The sequence below is a fragment of the Staphylococcus sp. Z5-21 genome, from assembly GCF_056529615.1.
In genome coordinates, this window is the sequence record NZ_CP096462.1 from 2,333,187 (window position 1) to 2,359,055 (window position 25,869).

A 25,869-nucleotide genomic window follows, 5' to 3' on the forward strand; every position below is an offset into this window, starting at 1 on the left:
CCCCTAACTTTATTGTTAGAGGTGCTTTTGCACGGTTCCACTCTCATTTTATATAAGCAATTGCCTAAATCAAACTTTGTAATGATTGATATCAAGTCTATTCCTTATAATTCTCATTTAAGTTATTCACTTTATTTGCACAAAGGTGCATTCTGTAATTTAAGTGATGTGCTCACAGCTACCGCACACTCTCTTGACACCGTCCATCACATACTAATCCTTTGCTGATTTCAATGTTAATCATAGGTTGTTTATTGTAATTTTTCAAGTGTTATCTATTTAACACAACCTTTACAATACTCAACGCTTATTTATACATATTTTTTCAAACGTGATAATACTTTATCTTTACCTAATACTTCAATTGTATTTGGTAATTCTGGGCCATGCATTTGACCAGTAACAGCAACACGGATAGGCATAAATAATTGTTTACCTTTGATACCCGTTTCTTTTTGAACTTCTTTAATCGTTTTTTTAATTTCAGCAGCTTCAAATGGTTCAAGTGCTTCTAATTTACTATATAAATGGTTCATCAATTCTGGTACTTGCTCACCTGCAATAACTTCTTGCTCATCGTCACCTAATGTTTGTTCATCACGGAAGAATAATTCCGATAACGGTACAATTTCTCCAGCATAGCTCATTTCTTTTTGATAAAGTGAAACAAGTTTACGTCCCCAATCTAGGTCCGCTTCACTTGGATTTTCCGGTAACAATTCAGCTTTAATTAAGTGAGGTAAAGCTAATTCAAATACTGTTTCAGTATCTTTTTGTTTCATATATTGATTATTAACCCATGCAAGTTTCTGTTTATCGAAAAATGCTGGCGATTTAGATAGGCGTTTTTCATCAAAGATTTTAATAAAGTCTTCTTTAGAATAAATTTCATCTTCGCCTTCTGGTGACCAACCTAACAATGTAATAAAGTTAAATAATGCTTCAGGTAAATATCCTAAATCACGATATTGCTCGATAAACTGTAGGATTTGACCGTCACGTTTACTTAATTTTTTACGTTCTTCGTTTACGATAAGTGACATATGTGCAAATCTTGGTGCTTCCCAACCAAATGTTTCATAAATCATTAATTGTTTTGGTGTGTTTGAAATATGGTCATCACCACGAATAACATCTGAAATTTCCATGTAATGGTCATCGATAGCTACCGCAAAGTTATACGTTGGGATACCATCTTTTTTAACAATGACCCAGTCACCCATGTTATTTGAATCAAATGAAATTTCACCTTTAACCATATCATCAAATGAATATGTCGTATCTTTAGGTACACGGAAACGAATTGAAGGTTTGCGACCTTCCGCTTCAAATTGTTGACGTTCTTCTTCAGTTAAATGTGCATGTTTACCACCATAACGCGGCATTTCACCACGTTCGATTTGCTGTTGACGCTCTTCTTCTAATTCGTCTTCAGTCATATAACATTTGTAAGCTTTGTCTTCATCCAATAATTGTTGAATCAGCGGATTATAAATTTCTGCACGTTCAGACTGACGATACGGTCCATAACCTTTATCTTTATCAACAGATTCATCCCATTCGATACCTAACCATTTTAAGTTATCAAATTGTGATGATTCTCCATCAACTAAATTACGCTTACTATCCGTATCTTCAATACGAATTACAAAATCACCATCATAATGTTTAGCAAATAAATAGTTAAATAATGCAGTTCTTGCATTACCGATATGCAAATATCCAGTTGGACTTGGTGCGTATCTCACTCTTACACGATCACTCATTATGTTCACTCCCGTTTTATCATATTAATTATTTTCAACATACGTTATTAATGTAAAATGCGTTTCACAAACGCAATAAATAAGCCGAACGCATATCTTTTATCTACTTATCATTTATAAAAAAATACCGCTCAACCATTAATAAGTTTATTATTTATCGCTTATTAATCATACCATAGCTTATTATTTTTTAAAGTATCTCTTACCAAAGTCTGCTCCAAGCATCACACAATAATTGATTATGTGACATTCCTTTTTTAGAAATACAATTTCGCTATCTATTGTAGCACTTTAACCGCTAATATGATATTGCTGTGCTTAAATTAACCATGACTTTGTCTATATTTTTAAATATAAAAAAGGCTCCACACGAAACTGTAACAACATTTGCTACAGTTTCACATGAAACCCTACATTTTAATTTAATTTTTTCGCAAAAATAATTCTACCCGATGAAGTTTGTAATAAGCTAATCACTTCTAAATCGATATGTTCGCCAATGTGTTTTTTAGCGTTATCCACAACAACCATCGTTCCATCGTCTAAATAACCAACTGCTTGCCCAGACTCTTTACCCATTTTTGTAAGTAATAGACTGAATCGGTCACCTTGATGTACAGAGGGCTTGATTGCTTCAGATAAATCATTCACATTAAGTGCTTGGATTCCTTGCACATGACATACTTTATTTAAATTAAAATCTGTCGTTATAATGTGCGCTCTATAATGTTGCGCTAATTTAATTAACAATGCATCAATATCGCTATGCGTTTTCGTCGGATGAATAATTCTAGTCGGATGATTTGTATCATATAAAGAGTTTAATATATCTAAACCACGTTGACCTTTCTCACGTTTCACACTATCATTGGCGTCCGCAACGACTTGAAGTTCGTTGATTACACCTTGAGGAATTAATATTTCACCATCAATAAATCCACATTCAATAATGTCTAAAATTCGGCCATCTATAATTGCACTTGTATCTATAATCTTTGGCACTGCGTTTCGTGCATTGATAGACATAGAACGCGCCATATTTTCTGGTAAAAATAGCAACATTTCGTCACGTTTTCGCAAACCAAATTGGAAGCCGAAATAACCTAAAATAATTGTAATAATGATTGGTACAAAATGATTGATGATGTTGTTGCCGATAATTTGGAATATAAAAGATATCATAACTGAAATCAGTAAGCCTATCATTAGTCCAATTGTAGCAAATAAAATTTCTACTGCGCTTTGACGCATAATTGTTCGTTCTAATTCTTTTAAAGCAAGTGTTGCTTTTTTAATAAACCAACCAAATATTAAAAAGAAAATTATAATACCTAGTAGTCCATTAAAATACGTATTAGTTAATAATGATATATTACCTAGCCCTATATCATCAAAGATTTCTGGCAAAAGGTATACACCTATACTTGCACCTAAAATGATATAGCACAAGATAACAATAAGTCTTATCATGTTCACAAGTTAACGCTCCTTTCTTCCGACAATTATTCAACCTTATATTATTAAAGCATAATTATTTTTAATGTTTTGTTAATGCGTATTTTAAAGCTTCATGAACACTTTTAACCCCAATTACTTTTATACCTTCAGGAAATTGCCATCCCCCAATATTGGACTCAGGGATAATCACACGTTTGAACCCTAATTTTTCAGCTTCTTGGACACGTTGTTCTATTCGAGAAACACGTCTGACTTCTCCAGTAAGACCTACCTCACCGATGAAACAGTCCAAGCCGTCCACCGTTAAATCTTTAAAGCTTGAAGCCGTCGCAATAATGATACCTAAATCTACTGCTGGCTCAGTAAGTCTCACACCACCCGCAACTTTGATATAAGCATCTTGCTGCTGAAGGAGATAATTTTCTTTCTTTTCTAATACGGCCATGAGCAAACTCAATCGATTATGATCTATGCCCGTTGCCATACGTCTCGGATTATTAAAAGTTGTCGGTGTCACTAATGCTTGTACTTCAATCAATAAAGGTCTCGTACCTTCCATGGTAGAAACAATCGTGGAACCTGGTACATTGGCTGAACGTTCTTCAAGAAACATTTCCGAAGGGTTTTTAACGCCTTTCAAACCTGTTTGCTTCATCTCAAAGATACCCATTTCATTTGTAGAACCAAAACGGTTTTTCACAGCTCTTAAAATACGATATGCGTGGTGTTCATCACCTTCGAAGTAAAGCACTGTGTCCACCATATGTTCAAGTAAACGCGGCCCAGCGATTTGACCTTCTTTTGTTACATGTCCGACAATAAACGTCGCAATATTCATCTGTTTAGCTATATTCATTAAGCTCTGCGTACTTTCTCTAACTTGTGACACCGAGCCTGGTGCCGAGCTGATTTCAGGGTGGAATATTGTTTGTATAGAATCCACAACAAGTAAATCTGGTTTAATTTGTTTAACCGTTTCATGGATTACTTCTAAATCTGTTTCGGCAAATACATTTAATTCACTAGAATCTTCATCTAATCTTTTCGCTCTTAATTTCGTTTGACTCAATGATTCTTCACCAGTGATATATAATACGTTTTTAGATTGGGATAATGATGCACAAATTTGTAATAGTAATGTCGATTTCCCAATACCAGGATCACCACCAATTAAGACAAGTGAACCATTAACAATACCTCCACCTAGTACGCGGTTAAATTCGTTTGAATTTGTTTTAACCCTAGGTGTTGTTTCATGTTTAATTTCATTTAATTTTTGTACTTTAGATACATTGTCTCGACTGCGTACGCCATGTTTTGGACTGGCTGCCTTTTGTTCGACAATTTCTTCCATTTGATTCCAACCACCACAGTTTGGGCATTTCCCCATCCATTTCAGTGACTGATAACCACATGCCATACATTCAAAAATCACTTTCTTTTTAGCCAAAACAGCACCTCCACCTTTCATTGAACAAATCTATTTTAAACCTCTGACTATTTAAAAACAAATTTTATTCTCAGCAATAATCATTCTCTCAATTAATATGTATATTTCTTAAATTAAAATTATGTATCATTTCAACGTTTCTCATATTGATATAAGCTATTTTTATAAAATACCACGTCTAACGTTTAAGTACCAATCATATTATAGCTTGAATTTACAAATAATAGTATGAATGCATCATGTTGTAAGTTAGTTTCCAATGATAATTTGATAATTTAACCCTTTATACAAAAAAAGGACCTAGGACATGCGATGATGTCCTAGGTCCTAACATTAACTTTATTGATATTATGATTCAGATGTTTCTTTATCTTTAGCTGAATCTTGTCTTTCCGTAATATCATATTTGAATTCTTTACCATCGTGATCAATTTTAACTTCTTTACCTTCAATTTGGTTACCGTCTAAAATCAATTCACTCAAGTTATCTTCAACTGTTTTTTGAATAGCACGAATAAGTGGTCTTGCACCATACTCTGGATCGTAACCTTCTTCGGCAATTTTCTCTTTAGCCGCTTCTGTAACCGATATATTAATATCTTGTTCAGAAAGTCGATTAGTAAGTTTGTTAACCATCATTGTCACAATTTGTTTCAACTCATCTTTAGAAAGTTTGTGGAATACAATGATATCATCAACACGGTTTAAGAACTCTGGACGGAAAGCATTTTTCAATTCTTTCATCATTGTCTTGCGAATTGATTCATAATCTTGACCTTCTGTAGCGCCACCAAAACCAGCAAAACGTTGATCTTGTAATTCTTGCGCGCCAACATTTGATGTCATAATTATTACCGTATTACGGAAGTCAACACGACGACCTTTGGTATCTGTTAGATGACCATCGTCTAACACTTGTAGCAAGATGTTAAATACATCTGGATGTGCTTTTTCGATTTCATCAAATAAAATAACAGAATAAGGTTTACGTCTTACTTTTTCAGTTAATTGTCCACCATCGTCATGTCCTACATAGCCTGGAGGAGCACCAACTAAACGGCTGACAGCATGTTTTTCCATGAACTCACTCATGTCAACGCGGATCATAGCATCGTCTTCACCGAACATAGACTCTGCTAACGCACGTGCTAACTCAGTCTTACCTACACCCGTAGGTCCTAAGAAAATAAAGCTACCGATTGGACGTTTAGGATCTTTCAATCCAGCTCTTGCACGTCTCACTGCTTTACTAATGGATGTCACTGCGTCTTTTTGTCCAATCACTCTATTGTGTAGTGTATCCTCTAAGTTAAGCAGACGATCTGATTCTGTTTCATTAATCTTAGTCAATGGAATACCTGTCCAACCAGCGATCACTTCACCGATATCTTCTTCAGATAATGATGTGTTATCACCGTTTTGAGTATTCTTCCAATTCGTATTAGCTTCTTCATATTGTTTTTCTAATTTAGTTTGTTTATCACGAAGATTTGCGGCATTTTCGAATTCTTGAGCATGTACTGCAGCATCTTTTTCATTTTTGACTTGTTCAATTTGTTGTTCAATTTCTTTTAAGTTTGGTGGTGTTGTATGACTTTTCAGTCTTACTTTTGAACTAGCTTCATCAATTAAATCAATCGCTTTATCTGGTAAGAAACGGTCTGAAACATAGCGATGACTCAATTTAGCAGCTGATACCAATGCTTCATCAGAAATATTGATACGGTGATGTGCTTCATAGCGATCACGTAAACCTTTTAAGATTTCAATAGTGTCTTCTACTGTAGGTTCATCTACTTGAACAGGTTGGAAACGACGTTCAAGTGCTGCATCTTTTTCAATATTATTACGATATTCATCCAATGTTGTCGCACCGATACATTGTAGCTCGCCACGTGCTAAGGCTGGTTTAAGAATATTTGAAGCATCAATCGCACCTTCTGCGCCACCAGCACCAACTAGTGTGTGTAATTCATCAATGAATAATATCACATTACCTGCTTGGTGTATTTCTTCCATAACTTTTTTCAAACGTTCTTCAAATTCACCACGATATTTCGTTCCAGCCACTACTGTTCCCATATCTAATGACATTACACGTTTTCCTTTTAATGTTTCAGGTACTTCATTATTAACAATTGCTAGTGCTAAACCTTCCGCAATTGCTGTTTTACCAACACCTGGTTCACCAATTAATACAGGGTTGTTCTTAGTACGACGACTTAACACTTCAATGACTCTTGTTATTTCTTTATCTCTGCCAATCACTGGATCTAACGTACCGTCTTTAGCGATAACAGTTAAGTCACGTGCAAGACTATCCAATGTTGGTGTGTTATTTGATTTGTTTGCTTGTGCATTTTTGTTGCTCATTTCAGGGCTACCTAACGCTTTAACAACTTGTGCACGTGCTTTTGTTATATTTAAATCTAAGTTTGCAAATACGCGTGCTGCGACACCTTCATTTTCTCTGATTAGACCAAGCAAAATATGCTCTGTTCCAACAAAGTTATGATGTAATTTTCTTGCTTCATCCATTGATAATTCTATAACTTTTTTCGCACGAGGTGTGTAGTGCAATGCACCCATTTGTTCTTGACCATGGCCAATTAATTTTTCTACTTCTTCAACAACTTTTTCTTCAGTAATCTCAAAAGTTTCTAAAACTTTGGCAGCAATACCTTCAGGTTCTTTCATTAAACCTAAAAGTAGATGTTCTGTTCCTATATTTGAATGGTTTAAACGAATTGCTTCTTCTTGAGCATGTGCTAATACACGTTGTGCTCTTTCTGTAAGTCTTCCAAATAGCATAGCGCAACCTCCTAATTTATATGTTCTCTTAATATATCTGCTCTTTTTTCATTAACAGTTCTATCATCTTCATCATCTAATAAAAATGGTGATTGTATCGCAACCATCAGTTCATTAAACTTGAAGTCTTCTAATTCAATGTATTCTAAATCAATACCCAGTTTGACCTCACTTAATCTTAGTGAAGCTTCCTCCATAGATATCAGTCTACTATATTTTAATATACCTAACGAACGATACACTCTATCTAATGTTTCAGTATAGTTATGTCGGTTTAAGCGTTCACGAATCTGCATTTCTTCATTAATAATTTGTTGAACGACTTCTGATAAACTTTCAATGATGTCTTCTTCAGTTTTTCCTAATGTAAGTTGATTTGAAATTTGATAGATATAACCATAAACTTGCGAACCTTCTCCATAAATGCCCCTAATTGTAAAACCGAAACGATTGATTGTTTGTGCAATTCGATTCATTCGTTTCATAATCGTTAGGCCTGGTAAATGCAACATAACACTTGCTCGCATGCCTGTACCAATGTTTGTTGGACAAGTTGTTAAATAGCCTAAAGTTTCATCAAAACTTACATCTAATTCACTGTCTAGTTTATCGTCAATCTCTGAAGCTTTTTCATATAATGAAGATAAAGATAAATCATTTCCCATCGCTTGAATACGCAAATGGTCTTCTTCATTTACCATAATGCTTAACGATTCATCCTCGTTCAGTAGCACTGCCGATGCAGGTTGTCTGATTAATTCTGGACTAATAAGATGTTTCGCGACAAGTTTATATTTACTTTGCTGATCCATTGCGTCTAATCGTTGGACAGCTAAATCGGGAAGCGCATCTTGTACTTCATTAATAATTTTAAAACCATCTTGTTCAGACGGAAACATGAGTGGGTGCACATGGTTTTCAAGATTTCGTGCTAAACGAATCCTTGATGACATAACGATGGGACTTTCTTCTCTATCTCTCATCCATTCACTCATATATGCACTAATATCATTTTTACTCATCATGTTTCACCTCGCTGTCCTCTTTTAATGCCTTGATTTCATCACGAACAACGGCAGCTTCTTCAAAATTTTGCTCTTCTATCAATTGATTTAGATAAGAAGATTTTTCCTCAATTTGTTTTTTTAAAGCCAATTTTCTATGTGAAGATCTCGGTGTTTTTCCAATGTGCTCAATTTGACCACCTTGTACGCGTCGTACAATATCGACTATGTCATCTTTAAATGTCGCATAGCAGTCTGCACAACCAAATTTACCAACATGTGCAATATCTTTTAATGTCATATGGCAAGTTGGACAGCGTTTCTCTTCTTTAAAAGCAATTTCATCAAAATCGATACCATGTTTAGCAGCTAGATGTTGCAAGATTTGTTTGACTACAAACGCACCTTCGATATCATCTTGGGCTTGGATTTGTTGATTTTGTGTCCAAGGATTACCGCCTTGTGCACACGTGGAACATACCCATTTTTCATTTATACCATCTTGCCCTTTCACTGCCAATTTCACTTCTGCTTCATTCAAATGACAATTTTCGCATAGCACGACGCAACACCTCGCTTTAATAATAATTTATAACATGTAACAATCTTTTAATTATATTTGCTCGGATAATATCTCTAGATAGTATATCCATCTTCAATGTTTCTCTATCTATTACAGCGTATATCATTTTTGCTTCTCGCTCATTAATATATGATTTATCTAACAAACCATCCACAATGTAATATGCCTGTTGCTGTGAAATAGATGGCCCTACTAATTGAAGTAAGTGATTAATGTAACCTGTTTCGTCTCTATTTTCAATTTTAGTGATTCGAATGTAACCACCGCCACCTCTTTTACTTTCAATTTCATAGCCATGTTCATTTGTGAAACGTGTTTTGATTACATAATTAAGCTGAGAAGGCACACAGTCAAAGCGCTGCGCAATATTGGTTCGTTGAATTTCAACAACGTCTTCATTGGTGTCTTCAAATAATTTTTTAATGTATTGTTCTATGATGTCGGACATGTTGTGCATGATTATCACCTCTTTTGACCTTCTTTGACTATATTATATGACCAACTTTGACCTTTTTCAACCAATATGTTTTAAAATTTTTAAATTAAACATGTAAGTGCTATCAATTTTATTGTATTATAGAAGTTAAGAAAATTTAAAAGGGATGAATAACTTATGCATATAATTATCGGTTTAATTGGGATAGTAGTGTTTCTTGCATTAGCGTTTCTATTTAGCTCAGATAGAAAAAACATCCGATGGCAATATATCGGACTATTGTTAGTCATACAACTTGTATTCGCATTTATTTTACTTAAAACGAAATTCGGTATCACAGTCATTGGCGGCATATCAGATGGCTTTAACTATTTATTAGCAAAAGCAGCAGAAGGTGTAAACTTTGTCTTTGGTGGTTTTGAATTTGTAGATCCAAAGAACCCTCCATTCTTCTTTAATGTATTATTACCAATCGTATTTATTTCTGCATTAATTGGTATTTTACAATATACGAAAATCCTACCATGGATTATTAATGTACTTGGTTTAGCTATTTCTAAAATAAATGGTATGGGTCGTTTAGAATCTTACAATGCTGTTGCGGCAGCCATTTTAGGACAATCTGAAGTGTTTATTTCATTAAAGAAAGAATTAGCTCATATACCTAAACAACGCCTTTATACTTTGACGGCTTCAGCGATGTCTACAGTATCAGCTTCCATTATTGGTGCCTATTTCACCTTAATCGAGCCACGTTACGTTGTTACGGCAGTCGTATTGAACTTATTTGGCGGTTTCATTATCGCTTCTATCATTAATCCTTATAAAGTAGATGCCAAAGAGGATAAACTAATCGTTCAAGAAAGTGAAGCAGTGAAGCAATCTTTCTTCGAAATGTTAGGCGAGTATATTTTAGACGGTTTTAAAGTAGCAGTTATTGTAGGAGCAATGTTAATTGGTTACATAGCAATTATCGCGTTACTTAACGGTCTTGTCAGTGCAATATTCACTGGTATTTCTGGAGGTAGCATTACTTGGGACTTCCAAACACTTATCGGTTTCGTATTTGCACCATTTGCCTTCTTAGTTGGTGTTCCTTGGAACGATGCTGTACAAGCTGGTTCTATTATGGCGACAAAATTATTATCTAACGAGTTCGTTGCCATGCAAAGCTTAAGCCAAGTGAAAGATATGAGTGAACATGCGAAAGGTGTTATTTCAGTCTTCGTCGTTTCATTTGCGAACTTCAGTTCAATCGGTATCATCTCAGGCGCTATCAAATCATTGAACAATGAAAAAGGTGACATGGTTGCACGTTTCGGATTAAAACTATTATTCGGTGCAACTTTAGTTTCATTTATTTCAGCAGCTATTGCAGGATTCTTTATCTAATTTAAACATAAAAGCAGTCATGTATATTTAAAATACATGACTGCTTTTTACTATATTTATTTTTAAACTTTTTCAGTAAGTGTCGGTTTGACAATTGCTTCAATAAAATACTGTGTCACTCTATAATCATCTGTCAATTCAGGATGGAATGATACACCTAAATAACGTCCTTCTTGAACGGCAACAATTTTATCACCAACTGTACTAAGTACATCAACATCACCATGTGTCGCTTCAATATGAGGTGCTCTGATAAATACGCCTTCGATATCTTCCGCAATGCCTTTTACATCTAATTCACTTTCAAAACTATCTACTTGTCGTCCAAATGAATTTCTTTGAACTGTGATATCGAGTTTATCTAAGTAGCCATCTTCCCCAGAAATCTGTTTAGCCATTACAATAAGACCTGCACATGTGCCAAACATTGGTAATGTTGATTGCTGTAAGGCTTCTTTGAAACCATATAAATTCATTAATCTACGCAATGTTGTGGATTCTCCACCAGGTAAGATCAGACCATCAATCTCTTCTAATTGCTCAATTCGCTTAATTGCAACGCCTTCGTGACCGCTTAATTCTATGTGATGTATATGCTCTCTGACTGCACCTTGAAGTGCTAATACACCAATTTTCATATTACCAACCACGCTCTTGCATACGTTCTTCTAAAGACAGGTCATTGATATCTAAACCTTTCATCGCTATACCTAGCTCTTTTGCTAAACGACCAATTAATTCATAATCTTGATAATGTGTTGTTGCTTGAACAATGGCTTTTGCAAATTTTTCTGGATCTTCAGATTTAAAAATACCTGATCCTACAAACACACCATCTGCGCCTAATTCCATCATTAAAGCGGCATCTTGAGGTGTCGCAACACCACCTGCTGCAAAATTAACTACTGGTAATTTACCATTTTCTTTAATATTTTTTAATACTTCATATGGCGCACCAATATTTTTAGCTTCTGTCATAATCTCATCGTCATTCATAACAGTTAAACGACTTACTTCAGAATTAACTTGTCTCATATGTCTTACTGCTTCCACAATATTACCAGTACCAGGTTCACCTTTCGTACGTAACATCGCTGCACCCTCACCAATACGACGAGCTGCTTCACCTAAATTACGACATCCACAGACAAATGGTACTGTAAATGTATCTTTTCTTAAATGATATTCTTCATCAGCAGGTGTTAATACTTCAGACTCATCGATATAATCTACACCCATAGACTCAAGTACACGTGCCTCCGTAATATGACCGATACGTCCTTTCGCCATGACTGGTATTGAAACAGCATTCATTACTTCCTCTACAATTTTTGGATTAGCCATACGCGCTACGCCACCTGCTGCTCTAATGTCAGATGGTACACGTTCTAACGCCATGACAGCAACCGCTCCTGCTTCTTCCGCAATTTTAGCTTGCTCTGCATTTACAACGTCCATAATGACGCCGCCTTTTTGCATTTCTGCCATGCCTCTTTTAACTCTCTCTGATCCAGTAACTTTAGACATATCTGTATTACCCCTTTACTTAGTTGATTAAATTCATTTTAAGAGATAAACTGGTATTTAAAAAGGTACAATTTCAAAATAATTTAAGGGGTCAGATTTTATGGAAAAACGACATCTATATATAGAATTATATGAAAACTTGAAGCAACAAATTATAGAAGGACAATATCAATCTGGTGATAAATTTCCTTCTAAACGTGCCCTTGGCCAACATTTATCCGTAAGTAATACAACAATCGAGCACGCGTATCAATTTTTATTAGATGAAGGCTATATATATTCCAAACCACGTTCTGGTTATTTCGTTTCAGATATTGAAACATTACCTATCATTAAAAGAAATCATAGTCAGTTAAATGGACCATCTTTAGACATGATTTCTAACAATCGTCATAATGACCAATCATATCAATATGCTTTTAATCTATCTGAAATTGATGCCGAATACTTTCCCATGCTGCAATTTAGAAAGTATGCACGTGATGTCTTTGAAGATGATCAACTCGGTTTACTACAACACACAAATCCCAAAGGAGAGTGGTCATTGCGTCAAGAAATCGCTCATTACCTTTTTAACAGTCGTGGTGTTACTTGTCATCCAGAGCAAATTATCATTGGTTCCTCAACAGAACAGCTTATTAATTTGCTCACAGATATGTTAAGTAAAGAACAGTTTATTATTGAAAACCCAAGTTACCCACCAATCAAACAAGTACTCGATAAGAAGCAAATCCCTTATCTTCAGACACCTGTTAATAAAACAGGGATTGACTTAAACTATTTTAGCCAAACCAATAATAATATTGCCTATGTCACACCGTCTCACCAGTTCCCTACAGGCTACGTAATGAATTTAAAAAAAAGAACCCAACTTATAAATTGGGCACATCAAAATGAATATAGATATATTATTGAAGATGACTACGATTCCGAATTTCGTTACTTCGGAAAACCAATACCTGCGTTACAGAGTTTAGATACCAAAGACAAAGTGATCTATATAAGTACATTTTCTAAATCCCTTTTCCCAAGTTGTAGAATAGCTTATTTAGTTTTACCAAAAAAATTGTTAGCACAATATGAACATTTAAAAAACAAAGAAGGTAACACCGTACCTGCACATTTACAAAAAATAGTAGCTAATTTTATGGAATCAGGTAGTTTCGAAAGGCATCTTAACAAAATGAGAAAAGTATATAGCAGAAAACTAAAATTCATTCTAGAAAAACTAAAACCGTATGAAGATCAATTACAAATAGATGGTGCACTTGCTGGCATGCACTTCACTTTAACTGTAAAAAACGGCTATTCAATGGATCAGTGCCTTAAAAACGCTGCAAACAACCAATTGAAAATTCTACCTTTTTATCACTATGATAAAAACCAAACATCTGTGAAATTTATTTTAGGTTTTGGAGGGATACCCTTTTCAAAATTAAATGATCATACCAACGCATTAATAAATAGTCTATGTCTATAATATGATTATTAATTTTTTATTGCTCAAATTTCCCTAACATTTTTTTACCATTTCGATAAAGTGTTACTTTTCAATTTATTGAAATTAGTAACACTTATGCAAGTGCTTTAGCACTTGTTTATTCGAAATTAACTTGTAGCTCGCTTCGTCTTTTGCTCAGTTCGTCAGCTTCAAACGCTTTCTCATAATAGCTTATTTTAGCTTTTTCAGTTCTTCGAACTGGAAGTTAAGCTTTTTTAACATAAAAAAAGAGACCCGCTTGGGTCTCTGATTGCCTGGCAACGTCCTACTCTTGCGGAACGTAAGTCCGACTACCATTGGCGCTAAGGAGCTTAACTTCTGTGTTCGGCATGGGAACAGGTGTGACCTCCTTGCCATTGTCACCAGACAATGAAATGTATGAAATTATACATTCAAAACTAGATAGTAAGTAAAATATGATTCAACCAAACAAAACATTTAAAATTTGATTAAGTCTTCGATCGATTAGTATTCGTCAGCTGCACATATCGCTATGCTTCCACCTCGAACCTATTAACCTCATCATCTTTGAGGGATCTTATAACCGAAGTTGGGAAATCTCATCTTGAGGGGGGCTTCATGCTTAGATGCTTTCAGCACTTATCCCGTCCATACATAGCTACCCAGCGATGCCGTTGGCACGACAACTGGTACACCAGAGGTATGTCCATCCCGGTCCTCTCGTACTAAGGACAGCTCCTCTCAAATTTCCTACGCCCACGACGGATAGGGACCGAACTGTCTCACGACGTTCTGAACCCAGCTCGCGTACCGCTTTAATGGGCGAACAGCCCAACCCTTGGGACCGACTACAGCCCCAGGATGCGATGAGCCGACATCGAGGTGCCAAACCTCCCCGTCGATGTGAACTCTTGGGGGAGATAAGCCTGTTATCCCCGGGGTAGCTTTTATCCGTTGAGCGATGGCCCTTCCATGCGGAACCACCGGATCACTAAGTCCGTCTTTCGACCCTGCTCGACTTGTAAGTCTCGCAGTCAAGCTTCCTTATGCCTTTACACTCTATGAATGATTTCCAACCATTCTGAGGAAACCTTTGAGCGCCTCCGTTACTCTTTAGGAGGCGACCGCCCCAGTCAAACTGCCCATCTGACACTGTCTCCCACCATGATAAATGGTGCGGGTTAGAAATCCAACACAGCGAGGGTAGTATCCCACCAACGCCTCCACGTAAGCTAGCGCTCACGTATCTCAGGCTCCTACCTATCCTGTACAAGCTGTGCCGAATTTCAATATCAGACTACAGTAAAGCTCCACGGGGTCTTTCCGTCCTGTCGCGGGTAACCTGCATCTTCACAGGTACTATGATTTCACCGAGTCTCTCGTTGAGACAGTGCCCAAATCGTTACGCCTTTCGTGCGGGTCGGAACTTACCCGACAAGGAATTTCGCTACCTTAGGACCGTTATAGTTACGGCCGCCGTTTACTGGGGCTTCGATTCGTAGCTTCGCAGAAGCTAACCACTCCTCTTAACCTTCCAGCACCGGGCAGGCGTCAGCCCCTATACATCACCTTACGGTTTAGCAGAGACCTGTGTTTTTGATAAACAGTCGCTTGGGCCTATTCACTGCGGCTCTCCTGGGCGTTAACCCTAAAGAGCACCCCTTCTCCCGAAGTTACGGGGTCATTTTGCCGAGTTCCTTAACGAGAGTTCGCTCGCTCACCTTAGAATTCTCATCTTGACTACCTGTGTCGGTTTGCGGTACGGGCACCACAATTCTAGCTAGAGGCTTTTCTTGGCAGTGTGAAATCAACGACTCGAGGAAACAATTTCCTCTCCCCATCACAGCTCAATCTTAAGAGTGCCGGATTTGCCTAACACTCAATCTCACTGCTTGGACGTACAATCCAATCGTACGCTTCGCCTATCCTACTGCGTCCCCCCATCGCTTAAAACGAATAATGGTGGTACAGGAATATCAACCTGTTATCCATCGCCTACGCCTATCGGCCTCAGCTTAGGACCCGACTAACCCAGAGCGGACGAGCCTTCCTCTGGAAACCTTAGTCAATCGGTGGACGGGATTCTCACCCGTCTTTCGCTACTCACACCGGCATTCTCACTTCTAAGCGCTCCACATGTCCTTGCGATCATGCTTCAACGCCCTTAGAACGCTCTCCTACCATTGTCCTTACGGACAATCCACAGCTTCGGTAATATGTTTAGCCCCGGTACATTTTCGGCGCAGTGTCACTCGACTAGTGAGCTATTACGCACTCTTTAAATGATGGCTGCTTCTAAGCCAACATCCTAGTTGTCTGGGCAACGCCACATCCTTTTCCACTTAACATATATTTTGGGACCTTAGCTGGTGGTCTGGGCTGTTTCCCTTTCGAACACGGACCTTATCACCCGCGTTCTGACTCCCAAGTTAAATTGATTGGCATTCGGAGTTTGTCTGAATTCGGTAACCCGATAAGGGCCCCTCGTCCAAACAGTGCTCTACCTCCAATAATCATCACTTGAGGCTAGCCCTAAAGCTATTTCGGAGAGAACCAGCTATCTCCAGGTTCGATTGGAATTTCTCCGCTACCCACAACTCATCCGCTCACTTTTCAACGTAAGTCGGTTCGGTCCTCCATTCAGTGTTACCTGAACTTCAACCTGGTCATGGGTAGATCACCTGGTTTCGGGTCTACGACCAAATACTCAACGCCCTATTCAGACTCGCTTTCGCTACGGCTCCACATTCACTGCTTAACCTTGCATCAAATCGTAACTCGCCGGTTCATTCTACAAAAGGCACGCCATCACCCATTAACGGGCTCTGACTACTTGTAAGCACACGGTTTCAAGTTCTATTTCACTCCCCTTCCGGGGTACTTTTCACCTTTCCCTCACGGTACTGGTTCACTATCGGTCACTAGAGAGTATTTAGCCTTGGGAGATGGTCCTCCCAGATTCCGACGGAATTTCTCGTGTTCCGTCGTACTCAGGATCCACTCAAGAGTGAACAAACTTTCGACTACAGGATTATTACCTTCTTTGATTCATCTTTCCAGATGATTCGTCTAGTCTGTTCTTTTGTAACTCCGTATAGAGTGTCCTACAACCCCAACAAGCAAGCTCATTGGTTTGGGCTCTTCCCGTTTCGCTCGCCGCTACTCAGGGAATCGATTTTTCTTTCTCTTCCTGCGGGTACTAAGATGTTTCAGTTCTCCGCGTCTGCCTTCAGATATGCTATGTATTTACATATCGATAACACGACATAACTCGTGCTGGGTTTCCCCATTCGGAAATCTCTGGATCAAAGCTTACTTACAGCTCCCCAAAGCATATCGTCGTTAGTAACGTCCTTCGTCGGCTTCTAGTGCCAAGGCATCCACCGTGCGCCCTTAATAACTTAATCTTTTTTGACTTTCAACACGAACAAGTCGGTTGAAAACCCAAAATGTTATTAATCTGTGAGTGTTCTTTCGAACACTAGCGATTATTTCTTTTTGAATTCAAAGCTTGTTAAAAAACTCTAATTCACTCGGTTTTGCTTGGTAAAATCATAAATTTTACTTACTTATCTAGTTTTCAATGTACAAAAAATGGTGGGCCTAAGTGGACTCGAACCACCGACCTCACGCTTATCAGGCGTGCGCTCTAACCAGCTGAGCTATAGGCCCATTTATTTTTGAATACTCCAATGAGCATTCAAAACTGAATACAATATGTCAATGTTATTCCTGCATCTTCGTAAGAAGATGTTCCGAATATATCCTTAGAAAGGAGGTGATCCAGCCGCACCTTCCGATACGGCTACCTTGTTACGACTTCACCCCAATCATTTGTCCCACCTTCGACGGCTAGCTCCATAAATGGTTACTCCACCGGCTTCGGGTGTTACAAACTCTCGTGGTGTGACGGGCGGTGTGTACAAGACCCGGGAACGTATTCACCGTAGCATGCTGATCTACGATTACTAGCGATTCCAGCTTCATGTAGTCGAGTTGCAGACTACAATCCGAACTGAGAACAACTTTATGGGATTTGCATGACCTCGCGGTTTAGCTGCCCTTTGTATTGTCCATTGTAGCACGTGTGTAGCCCAAATCATAAGGGGCATGATGATTTGACGTCATCCCCACCTTCCTCCGGTTTGTCACCGGCAGTCAACCTAGAGTGCCCAACTTAATGATGGCAACTAAGCTTAAGGGTTGCGCTCGTTGCGGGACTTAACCCAACATCTCACGACACGAGCTGACGACAACCATGCACCACCTGTCACTTTGTCCCCCGAAGGGGAAGGCTCTATCTCTAGAGTTTTCAAAGGATGTCAAGATTTGGTAAGGTTCTTCGCGTTGCTTCGAATTAAACCACATGCTCCACCGCTTGTGCGGGTCCCCGTCAATTCCTTTGAGTTTCAACCTTGCGGTCGTACTCCCCAGGCGGAGTGCTTAATGCGTTAGCTGCAGCACTAAGGGGCGGAAACCCCCTAACACTTAGCACTCATCGTTTACGGCGTGGACTACCAGGGTATCTAATCCTGTTTGATCCCCACGCTTTCGCACATCAGCGTCAGTTACAGACCAGAAAGTCGCCTTCGCCACTGGTGTTCCTCCATATCTCTGCGCATTTCACCGCTACACATGGAATTCCACTTTCCTCTTCTGCACTCAAGTTTCCCAGTTTCCAATGACCCTCCACGGTTGAGCCGTGGGCTTTCACATCAGACTTAAGAAACCGCCTACGCGCGCTTTACGCCCAATAATTCCGGATAACGCTTGCCACCTACGTATTACCGCGGCTGCTGGCACGTAGTTAGCCGTGGCTTTCTGATTAGGTACCGTCAAGACATGCACAGTTACTTACACGTTTGTTCTTCCCTAATAACAGAGTTTTACGAGCCGAAACCCTTCATCACTCACGCGGCGTTGCTCCGTCAGGCTTTCGCCCATTGCGGAAGATTCCCTACTGCTGCCTCCCGTAGGAGTCTGGACCGTGTCTCAGTTCCAGTGTGGCCGATCACCCTCTCAGGTCGGCTACGTATCGTCGCCTTGGTAAGCCGTTACCTTACCAACTAGCTAATACGGCGCGGGTCCATCTATAAGTGATAGCAAAACCATCTTTCACTTTAGAACCATGCGGTTCCAAATGTTATCCGGTATTAGCTTCGGTTTCCCGAAGTTATCCCAGTCTTATAGGTAGGTTACCCACGTGTTACTCACCCGTCCGCCGCTAACGTCAAAGGAGCAAGCTCCTTATCTGTTCGCTCGACTTGCATGTATTAGGCACGCCGCCAGCGTTCATCCTGAGCCAGGATCAAACTCTCCATAAATGAATTATGATGTTTGATTAGCTCATAAAATACTAATTTGTGTTATCTCTAACACTTGTTTTGAACCAACAATTTAATGTTGCGTTCGGAATTAACGTTGACATATTGCAATTCAGTTTTCAATGTTCATTTCTTCAATCACAAGAAACAATTTTACTTGTTTTGACTTATAAAGTCAAGAACTTTTTCAAATTTATTTTGTTAAAACTTCCATAAAAAAACGACCCAAAGGTCAAAATGGAATTGCCTGGCAACGTCCTACTCTTGCGGAACGTAAGTCCGACTACCATCGGCGCTAAGGAGCTTAACTTCTGTGTTCGGCATGGGAACAGGTGTGACCTCCTTGCCATTGTCACCAGACAATGAAATGTATGAAATTATACATTCAAAACTAGATAGTAAGTAAAATATGATTCAACCAAACAAAACATTTAAAATTTGATTAAGTCTTCGATCGATTAGTATTCGTCAGCTGCACATATCGCTATGCTTCCACCTCGAACCTATTAACCTCATCATCTTTGAGGGATCTTATAACCGAAGTTGGGAAATCTCATCTTGAGGGGGGCTTCATGCTTAGATGCTTTCAGCACTTATCCCGTCCATACATAGCTACCCAGCGATGCCGTTGGCACGACAACTGGTACACCAGAGGTATGTCCATCCCGGTCCTCTCGTACTAAGGACAGCTCCTCTCAAATTTCCTACGCCCACGACGGATAGGGACCGAACTGTCTCACGACGTTCTGAACCCAGCTCGCGTACCGCTTTAATGGGCGAACAGCCCAACCCTTGGGACCGACTACAGCCCCAGGATGCGATGAGCCGACATCGAGGTGCCAAACCTCCCCGTCGATGTGAACTCTTGGGGGAGATAAGCCTGTTATCCCCGGGGTAGCTTTTATCCGTTGAGCGATGGCCCTTCCATGCGGAACCACCGGATCACTAAGTCCGTCTTTCGACCCTGCTCGACTTGTAAGTCTCGCAGTCAAGCTTCCTTATGCCTTTACACTCTATGAATGATTTCCAACCATTCTGAGGAAACCTTTGAGCGCCTCCGTTACTCTTTAGGAGGCGACCGCCCCAGTCAAACTGCCCATCTGACACTGTCTCCCACCATGATAAATGGTGCGGGTTAGAAATCCAACACAGCGAGGGTAGTATCCCACCAACGCCTCCACGTAAGCTAGCGCTCACGTATCTCAGGCTCCTACCTATCCTGTACAAGCTGTGCCGAATTTCAATATCAGACTACAGTAAAGCTCCACGGGGTCTTTCCGTCCTGTCGCGGGTAACCTGCATCTTCACAGGTACTATGATTTCACCGAGTCTCTCGTTGAGACAGTGCCCAAATCGTTACGCCTTTCGTGCGGGTCGGAACTTACCCGACAAGGAATTTCGCTACCTTAGGACCGTTATAGTTACGGCCGCCGTTTACTGGGGCTTCGATTCGTAGCTTCGCAGAAGCTAACCACTCCTCTTAACCTTCCAGCACCGGGCAGGCGTCAGCCCCTATACATCACCTTACGGTTTAGCAGAGACCTGTGTTTTTGATAAACAGTCGCTTGGGCCTATTCACTGCGGCTCTCCTGGGCGTTAACCCTAAAGAGCACCCCTTCTCCCGAAGTTACGGGGTCATTTTGCCGAGTTCCTTAACGAGAGTTCGCTCGCTCACCTTAGAATTCTCATCTTGACTACCTGTGTCGGTTTGCGGTACGGGCACCACAATTCTAGCTAGAGGCTTTTCTTGGCAGTGTGAAATCAACGACTCGAGGAAACAATTTCCTCTCCCCATCACAGCTCAATCTTAAGAGTGCCGGATTTGCCTAACACTCAATCTCACTGCTTGGACGTACAATCCAATCGTACGCTTCGCCTATCCTACTGCGTCCCCCCCATCGCTTAAAACGAATAATGGTGGTACAGGAATATCAACCTGTTATCCATCGCCTACGCCTATCGGCCTCAGCTTAGGACCCGACTAACCCAGAGCGGACGAGCCTTCCTCTGGAAACCTTAGTCAATCGGTGGACGGGATTCTCACCCGTCTTTCGCTACTCACACCGGCATTCTCACTTCTAAGCGCTCCACATGTCCTTGCGATCATGCTTCAACGCCCTTAGAACGCTCTCCTACCATTGTCCTTACGGACAATCCACAGCTTCGGTAATATGTTTAGCCCCGGTACATTTTCGGCGCAGTGTCACTCGACTAGTGAGCTATTACGCACTCTTTAAATGATGGCTGCTTCTAAGCCAACATCCTAGTTGTCTGGGCAACGCCACATCCTTTTCCACTTAACATATATTTTGGGACCTTAGCTGGTGGTCTGGGCTGTTTCCCTTTCGAACACGGACCTTATCACCCGCGTTCTGACTCCCAAGTTAAATTGATTGGCATTCGGAGTTTGTCTGAATTCGGTAACCCGATAAGGGCCCCTCGTCCAAACAGTGCTCTACCTCCAATAATCATCACTTGAGGCTAGCCCTAAAGCTATTTCGGAGAGAACCAGCTATCTCCAGGTTCGATTGGAATTTCTCCGCTACCCACAACTCATCCGCTCACTTTTCAACGTAAGTCGGTTCGGTCCTCCATTCAGTGTTACCTGAACTTCAACCTGGTCATGGGTAGATCACCTGGTTTCGGGTCTACGACCAAATACTCAACGCCCTATTCAGACTCGCTTTCGCTACGGCTCCACATTCACTGCTTAACCTTGCATCAAATCGTAACTCGCCGGTTCATTCTACAAAAGGCACGCCATCACCCATTAACGGGCTCTGACTACTTGTAAGCACACGGTTTCAAGTTCTATTTCACTCCCCTTCCGGGGTACTTTTCACCTTTCCCTCACGGTACTGGTTCACTATCGGTCACTAGAGAGTATTTAGCCTTGGGAGATGGTCCTCCCAGATTCCGACGGAATTTCTCGTGTTCCGTCGTACTCAGGATCCACTCAAGAGTGAACAAACTTTCGACTACAGGATTATTACCTTCTTTGATTCATCTTTCCAGATGATTCGTCTAGTCTGTTCTTTTGTAACTCCGTATAGAGTGTCCTACAACCCCAACAAGCAAGCTCATTGGTTTGGGCTCTTCCCGTTTCGCTCGCCGCTACTCAGGGAATCGATTTTTCTTTCTCTTCCTGCGGGTACTAAGATGTTTCAGTTCTCCGCGTCTGCCTTCAGATATGCTATGTATTTACATATCGATAACACGACATAACTCGTGCTGGGTTTCCCCATTCGGAAATCTCTGGATCAAAGCTTACTTACAGCTCCCCAAAGCATATCGTCGTTAGTAACGTCCTTCGTCGGCTTCTAGTGCCAAGGCATCCACCGTGCGCCCTTAATAACTTAATCTTTTTTGACTTTCAACACGAACAAGTCGGTTGAAAACCCAAAATGTTATTAATCTGTGAGTGTTCTTTCGAACACTAGCGATTATTTCTTTTTGAATTCAAAGCTTGTTAAAAAACTCTAATTCACTCGGTTTTGCTTGGTAAAATCATAAATTTTACTTACTTATCTAGTTTTCAATGTACAAAATAATGCAATGAATACTCCAATGAGTATTCAAAACTGAATACAATATGTCAATGTTATTCCTGCATCTTCGTAAGAAGATGTTCCGAATATATCCTTAGAAAGGAGGTGATCCAGCCGCACCTTCCGATACGGCTACCTTGTTACGACTTCACCCCAATCATTTGTCCCACCTTCGACGGCTAGCTCCATAAATGGTTACTCCACCGGCTTCGGGTGTTACAAACTCTCGTGGTGTGACGGGCGGTGTGTACAAGACCCGGGAACGTATTCACCGTAGCATGCTGATCTACGATTACTAGCGATTCCAGCTTCATGTAGTCGAGTTGCAGACTACAATCCGAACTGAGAACAACTTTATGGGATTTGCATGACCTCGCGGTTTAGCTGCCCTTTGTATTGTCCATTGTAGCACGTGTGTAGCCCAAATCATAAGGGGCATGATGATTTGACGTCATCCCCACCTTCCTCCGGTTTGTCACCGGCAGTCAACCTAGAGTGCCCAACTTAATGATGGCAACTAAGCTTAAGGGTTGCGCTCGTTGCGGGACTTAACCCAACATCTCACGACACGAGCTGACGACAACCATGCACCACCTGTCACTTTGTCCCCCGAAGGGGAAGGCTCTATCTCTAGAGTTTTCAAAGGATGTCAAGATTTGGTAAGGTTCTTCGCGTTGCTTCGAATTAAACCACATGCTCCACCGCTTGTGCGGGTCCCCGTCAATTCCTTTGAGTTTCAACCTTGCGGTCGTACTCCCCAGGCGGAGTGCTTAATGCGTTAGCTGCAGCACTAAGGGGCGGAAACCCCCTAACACTTAGCACTCATCGTTTACGGCGTGGACTACCAGGGTATCTAATCCTGTTTGATCCCCACGCTTTCGCACATCAGCGTCAGTTACAGACCAGAAAGTCGCCTTCGCCACTGGTGTTCCTCCATATCTCTGCGCATTTCACCGCTACACATGGAATTCCACTTTCCTCTTCTGCACTCAAGTTTCCCAGTTTCCAATGACCCTCCACGGTTGAGCCGTGGGCTTTCACATCAGACTTAAGAAACCGCCTACGCGCGCTTTACGCCCAATAATTCCGGATAACGCTTGCCACCTACGTATTACCGCGGCTGCTGGCACGTAGTTAGCCGTGGCTTTCTGATTAGGTACCGTCAAGACATGCACAGTTACTTACACGTTTGTTCTTCCCTAATAACAGAGTTTTACGAGCCGAAACCCTTCATCACTCACGCGGCGTTGCTCCGTCAGGCTTTCGCCCATTGCGGAAGATTCCCTACTGCTGCCTCCCGTAGGAGTCTGGACCGTGTCTCAGTTCCAGTGTGGCCGATCACCCTCTCAGGTCGGCTACGTATCGTCGCCTTGGTAAGCCGTTACCTTACCAACTAGCTAATACGGCGCGGGTCCATCTATAAGTGATAGCAAAACCATCTTTCACTTTAGAACCATGCGGTTCCAAATGTTATCCGGTATTAGCTTCGGTTTCCCGAAGTTATCCCAGTCTTATAGGTAGGTTACCCACGTGTTACTCACCCGTCCGCCGCTAACGTCAAAGGAGCAAGCTCCTTATCTGTTCGCTCGACTTGCATGTATTAGGCACGCCGCCAGCGTTCATCCTGAGCCAGGATCAAACTCTCCATAAATGAATTATGATGTTTGATTAGCTCATAAAATACTAATTTGTGTTATCTCTAACACTTGTTTTGAACCAACAATTTAATGTTGCGTTCGGAATTAACGTTGACATATTGCAATTCAGTTTTCAATGTTCATTTCTTCAATAATAATCAATATGGTGGAGACTAGCGGGATCGAACCGCTGACCTCCTGCGTGCAAAGCAGGCGCTCTCCCATCTGAGCTAAGCCCCCATACTATTTTCAAAAAGAGTCGGGAAGACAGGATTCGAACCTGCGACCCCTTGGTCCCAAACCAAGTGCTCTACCAAGCTGAGCTACTTCCCGTATATATAATTAACATGCATTTTAAAATGGTGCGCCCGACAGGGGTCGAACCTGTAACCTCTTGATTCGTAGTCAAGTACTCTATCCAGTTGAGCTACGGGCGCTATATTAAAATGATGGTGCCGAGGACCGGAATCGAACCGGTACGATAATCACTTATCGCAGGATTTTAAGTCCTGTGCGTCTGCCAGTTCCGCCACCCCGGCAAAAATAATGGAGCAGAAGACGGGATTCGAACCCGCGACCCCGACCTTGGCAAGGTCGTATTCTACCGCTGAACTACTTCTGCAAAATGAAACTGGATGAGCCATAGTGGGCTCGAACCACTGACCCTCTGATTAAAAGTCAGATGCTCTACCAACTGAGCTAATGGCTCATGAAATGGTGCCGGCCAGAGGACTTGAACCCCCAACCTACTGATTACAAGTCAGTTGCTCTACCAGTTGAGCTAGGCCGGCTATTCATTTGAAATGGTGGAGGATGACGGGTTCGAACCGCCGACCCTCTGCTTGTAAGGCAGATGCTCTCCCAGCTGAGCTAATCCTCCACATAAAATCAATTCGATTACTAAGCCTGGCAACGTCCTACTCTTGCGGAACGTAAGTCCGACTACCATCGGCGCTAAAGAGCTTAACTTCTGTGTTCGGCATGGGAACAGGTGTGACCTCTTTGCTATTGCCACCAGACAAAATAACTTACTCAATTAATGATACATTGTTTAACGATTATTTGCAATAGTCAATTTTACACTATCTTTAAATTTTCTTTACAAGATCTTCACTTGAATATTTGTTATGTAATAACTCGTTTTTGACGACTTTTATATATTACAACGTTTTAACATTTAAGTCAATAGCTTTTCAAACATTTACTTAAATTATTTTGTTGCATTTGTTAAGCCGTATCTCGTTTCTTTAACTCGACTTGAACTATCTTACCATATAGAAACTGACTTTTCCATCCTTTTTTCAGTTTATTTTTATATTTTTATAGCAGAATCTTACTTAAATGTATCTTATTACTTTAAAGAATTAAATTCATGTACTGATTTTCTTCTAAGTTATATTATATTCGCGATAAACACGCCTTGTAAATAGCATAAAAAAAGATCAATCTTCACACATCAATTACATGATGT

Annotated in this window: 11 protein-coding genes, 9 tRNA genes and 7 rRNA genes; 2 read left to right on the forward strand and 25 right to left on the reverse strand. The window is 40.4% G+C overall.

The window, feature by feature from the left end; translation table 11 throughout:
• Positions 1 to 311 precede the first annotated feature (311 nt).
• The 7 genes from gltX to M1D64_RS11725 form a co-directional block, all read right to left on the reverse strand.
• On the reverse strand, positions 312 to 1,766 hold the full coding sequence (gene gltX, locus M1D64_RS11695) for a glutamate--tRNA ligase (RefSeq protein WP_002484175.1): 1,455 nt from the start codon (positions 1,764 to 1,766) through the stop codon (positions 312 to 314).
• A gap of 417 nt (positions 1,767 to 2,183) precedes the next feature.
• A complete protein-coding gene (locus tag M1D64_RS11700; protein ID WP_069821684.1) occupies positions 2,184 to 3,242 on the reverse strand; it encodes a PIN/TRAM domain-containing protein in 1,059 nt (352 codons plus the stop codon).
• Between the two features lie 61 nt (positions 3,243 to 3,303).
• Complete coding sequence (gene radA, locus M1D64_RS11705; RefSeq protein WP_480977488.1) at positions 3,304 to 4,674, reverse strand: DNA repair protein RadA; 1,371 nt, start codon at positions 4,672 to 4,674, stop codon at positions 3,304 to 3,306.
• A gap of 348 nt (positions 4,675 to 5,022) precedes the next feature.
• Positions 5,023 to 7,485 carry an ATP-dependent Clp protease ATP-binding subunit gene (locus M1D64_RS11710; RefSeq protein ID WP_002484178.1) on the reverse strand — a complete coding sequence of 821 codons (2,463 nt, stop codon included), beginning with the start codon at positions 7,483 to 7,485 and terminating at the stop codon, positions 5,023 to 5,025.
• Positions 7,486 to 7,496: 11 nt separating this feature from the next.
• Positions 7,497 to 8,507, reverse strand: coding sequence for a protein arginine kinase (locus M1D64_RS11715; RefSeq protein WP_002484179.1), 1,011 nt, complete (start codon positions 8,505 to 8,507; stop codon positions 7,497 to 7,499).
• Positions 8,500 to 9,051, reverse strand: coding sequence for a UvrB/UvrC motif-containing protein (locus M1D64_RS11720; protein WP_011303853.1), 552 nt, complete (start codon positions 9,049 to 9,051; stop codon positions 8,500 to 8,502). Before M1D64_RS11720 ends, M1D64_RS11715 begins: the two co-directional genes overlap by 8 nt.
• 16 nt (positions 9,052 to 9,067) lie before the next feature.
• Positions 9,068 to 9,529, reverse strand: a complete 462-nt coding sequence (locus M1D64_RS11725; RefSeq protein WP_002484181.1) for a CtsR family transcriptional regulator — start codon at positions 9,527 to 9,529, stop codon at positions 9,068 to 9,070.
• Between the two features lie 156 nt (positions 9,530 to 9,685).
• Between M1D64_RS11725 and M1D64_RS11730 the strand changes: the two genes are divergently transcribed.
• Positions 9,686 to 10,900, forward strand: coding sequence for a NupC/NupG family nucleoside CNT transporter (locus tag M1D64_RS11730; protein ID WP_037539112.1), 1,215 nt, complete (start codon positions 9,686 to 9,688; stop codon positions 10,898 to 10,900).
• A gap of 62 nt (positions 10,901 to 10,962) precedes the next feature.
• On the opposite strand, the gene pdxT is transcribed toward M1D64_RS11730, so the two are convergent.
• Together pdxT and pdxS are read right to left on the reverse strand one after the other, a co-directional pair.
• Complete coding sequence (gene pdxT, locus M1D64_RS11735; protein WP_011303856.1) at positions 10,963 to 11,538, reverse strand: pyridoxal 5'-phosphate synthase glutaminase subunit PdxT; 576 nt, start codon at positions 11,536 to 11,538, stop codon at positions 10,963 to 10,965.
• Between the two features lies 1 nt (position 11,539).
• The gene (gene pdxS, locus M1D64_RS11740) at positions 11,540 to 12,427 is read right to left on the reverse strand and encodes a pyridoxal 5'-phosphate synthase lyase subunit PdxS (protein ID WP_011303857.1); all 888 of its coding nucleotides are present in this window, start codon (positions 12,425 to 12,427) and stop codon (positions 11,540 to 11,542) included.
• Between the two features lie 100 nt (positions 12,428 to 12,527).
• On the opposite strand from pdxS, the gene pdxR reads away from it, so the two are divergent.
• Positions 12,528 to 13,907, forward strand: a complete 1,380-nt coding sequence (gene pdxR / locus M1D64_RS11745; RefSeq protein ID WP_041079567.1) for a MocR-like pyridoxine biosynthesis transcription factor PdxR — start codon at positions 12,528 to 12,530, stop codon at positions 13,905 to 13,907.
• Between the two features lie 273 nt (positions 13,908 to 14,180).
• Here pdxR and rrf (M1D64_RS11750) read toward each other — a convergent pair.
• The 16 genes from rrf (M1D64_RS11750) to rrf (M1D64_RS11825) all read right to left on the reverse strand — a co-directional run bounded on the left by rrf (M1D64_RS11750) (position 14,181) and on the right by rrf (M1D64_RS11825) (position 25,417).
• Positions 14,181 to 14,295, reverse strand: a 5S ribosomal RNA gene (rrf, locus tag M1D64_RS11750).
• Between the two features lie 78 nt (positions 14,296 to 14,373).
• Positions 14,374 to 17,296: ribosomal RNA gene (locus tag M1D64_RS11755) — 23S ribosomal RNA — on the reverse strand.
• A gap of 188 nt (positions 17,297 to 17,484) precedes the next feature.
• Positions 17,485 to 17,561: transfer RNA gene (locus tag M1D64_RS11760), tRNA-Ile, on the reverse strand.
• A 99-nt stretch (positions 17,562 to 17,660) separates the two neighbouring features.
• Positions 17,661 to 19,213, reverse strand: a 16S ribosomal RNA gene (locus M1D64_RS11765).
• Positions 19,214 to 19,458: 245 nt separating this feature from the next.
• Positions 19,459 to 19,573: ribosomal RNA gene (gene rrf / locus M1D64_RS11770) — 5S ribosomal RNA — on the reverse strand.
• Between the two features lie 78 nt (positions 19,574 to 19,651).
• Positions 19,652 to 22,575: ribosomal RNA gene (locus M1D64_RS11775) — 23S ribosomal RNA — on the reverse strand.
• Between the two features lie 284 nt (positions 22,576 to 22,859).
• Positions 22,860 to 24,412 (reverse strand): 16S ribosomal RNA (locus M1D64_RS11780).
• A gap of 150 nt (positions 24,413 to 24,562) precedes the next feature.
• Positions 24,563 to 24,638: transfer RNA gene (locus M1D64_RS11785), tRNA-Ala, on the reverse strand.
• A 19-nt stretch (positions 24,639 to 24,657) separates the two neighbouring features.
• Positions 24,658 to 24,731: transfer RNA gene (locus tag M1D64_RS11790), tRNA-Pro, on the reverse strand.
• A 27-nt stretch (positions 24,732 to 24,758) separates the two neighbouring features.
• Positions 24,759 to 24,835: transfer RNA gene (locus M1D64_RS11795), tRNA-Arg, on the reverse strand.
• 13 nt (positions 24,836 to 24,848) lie between these two features.
• Positions 24,849 to 24,937, reverse strand: a tRNA-Leu gene (locus M1D64_RS11800).
• A gap of 8 nt (positions 24,938 to 24,945) precedes the next feature.
• Positions 24,946 to 25,020 (reverse strand) — tRNA-Gly (locus M1D64_RS11805).
• Positions 25,021 to 25,034: 14 nt separating this feature from the next.
• A tRNA-Lys gene (locus tag M1D64_RS11810) sits at positions 25,035 to 25,107 on the reverse strand.
• Between the two features lie 6 nt (positions 25,108 to 25,113).
• A tRNA-Thr gene (locus M1D64_RS11815) sits at positions 25,114 to 25,189 on the reverse strand.
• Positions 25,190 to 25,202: 13 nt separating this feature from the next.
• Positions 25,203 to 25,278 (reverse strand) — tRNA-Val (locus tag M1D64_RS11820).
• A gap of 24 nt (positions 25,279 to 25,302) precedes the next feature.
• Positions 25,303 to 25,417, reverse strand: a 5S ribosomal RNA gene (gene rrf, locus M1D64_RS11825).
• The 16S, 23S and 5S rRNA genes sit together here with 9 tRNA genes alongside, the layout of an rRNA operon.
• Positions 25,418 to 25,869: the final 452 nt, after the last annotated feature.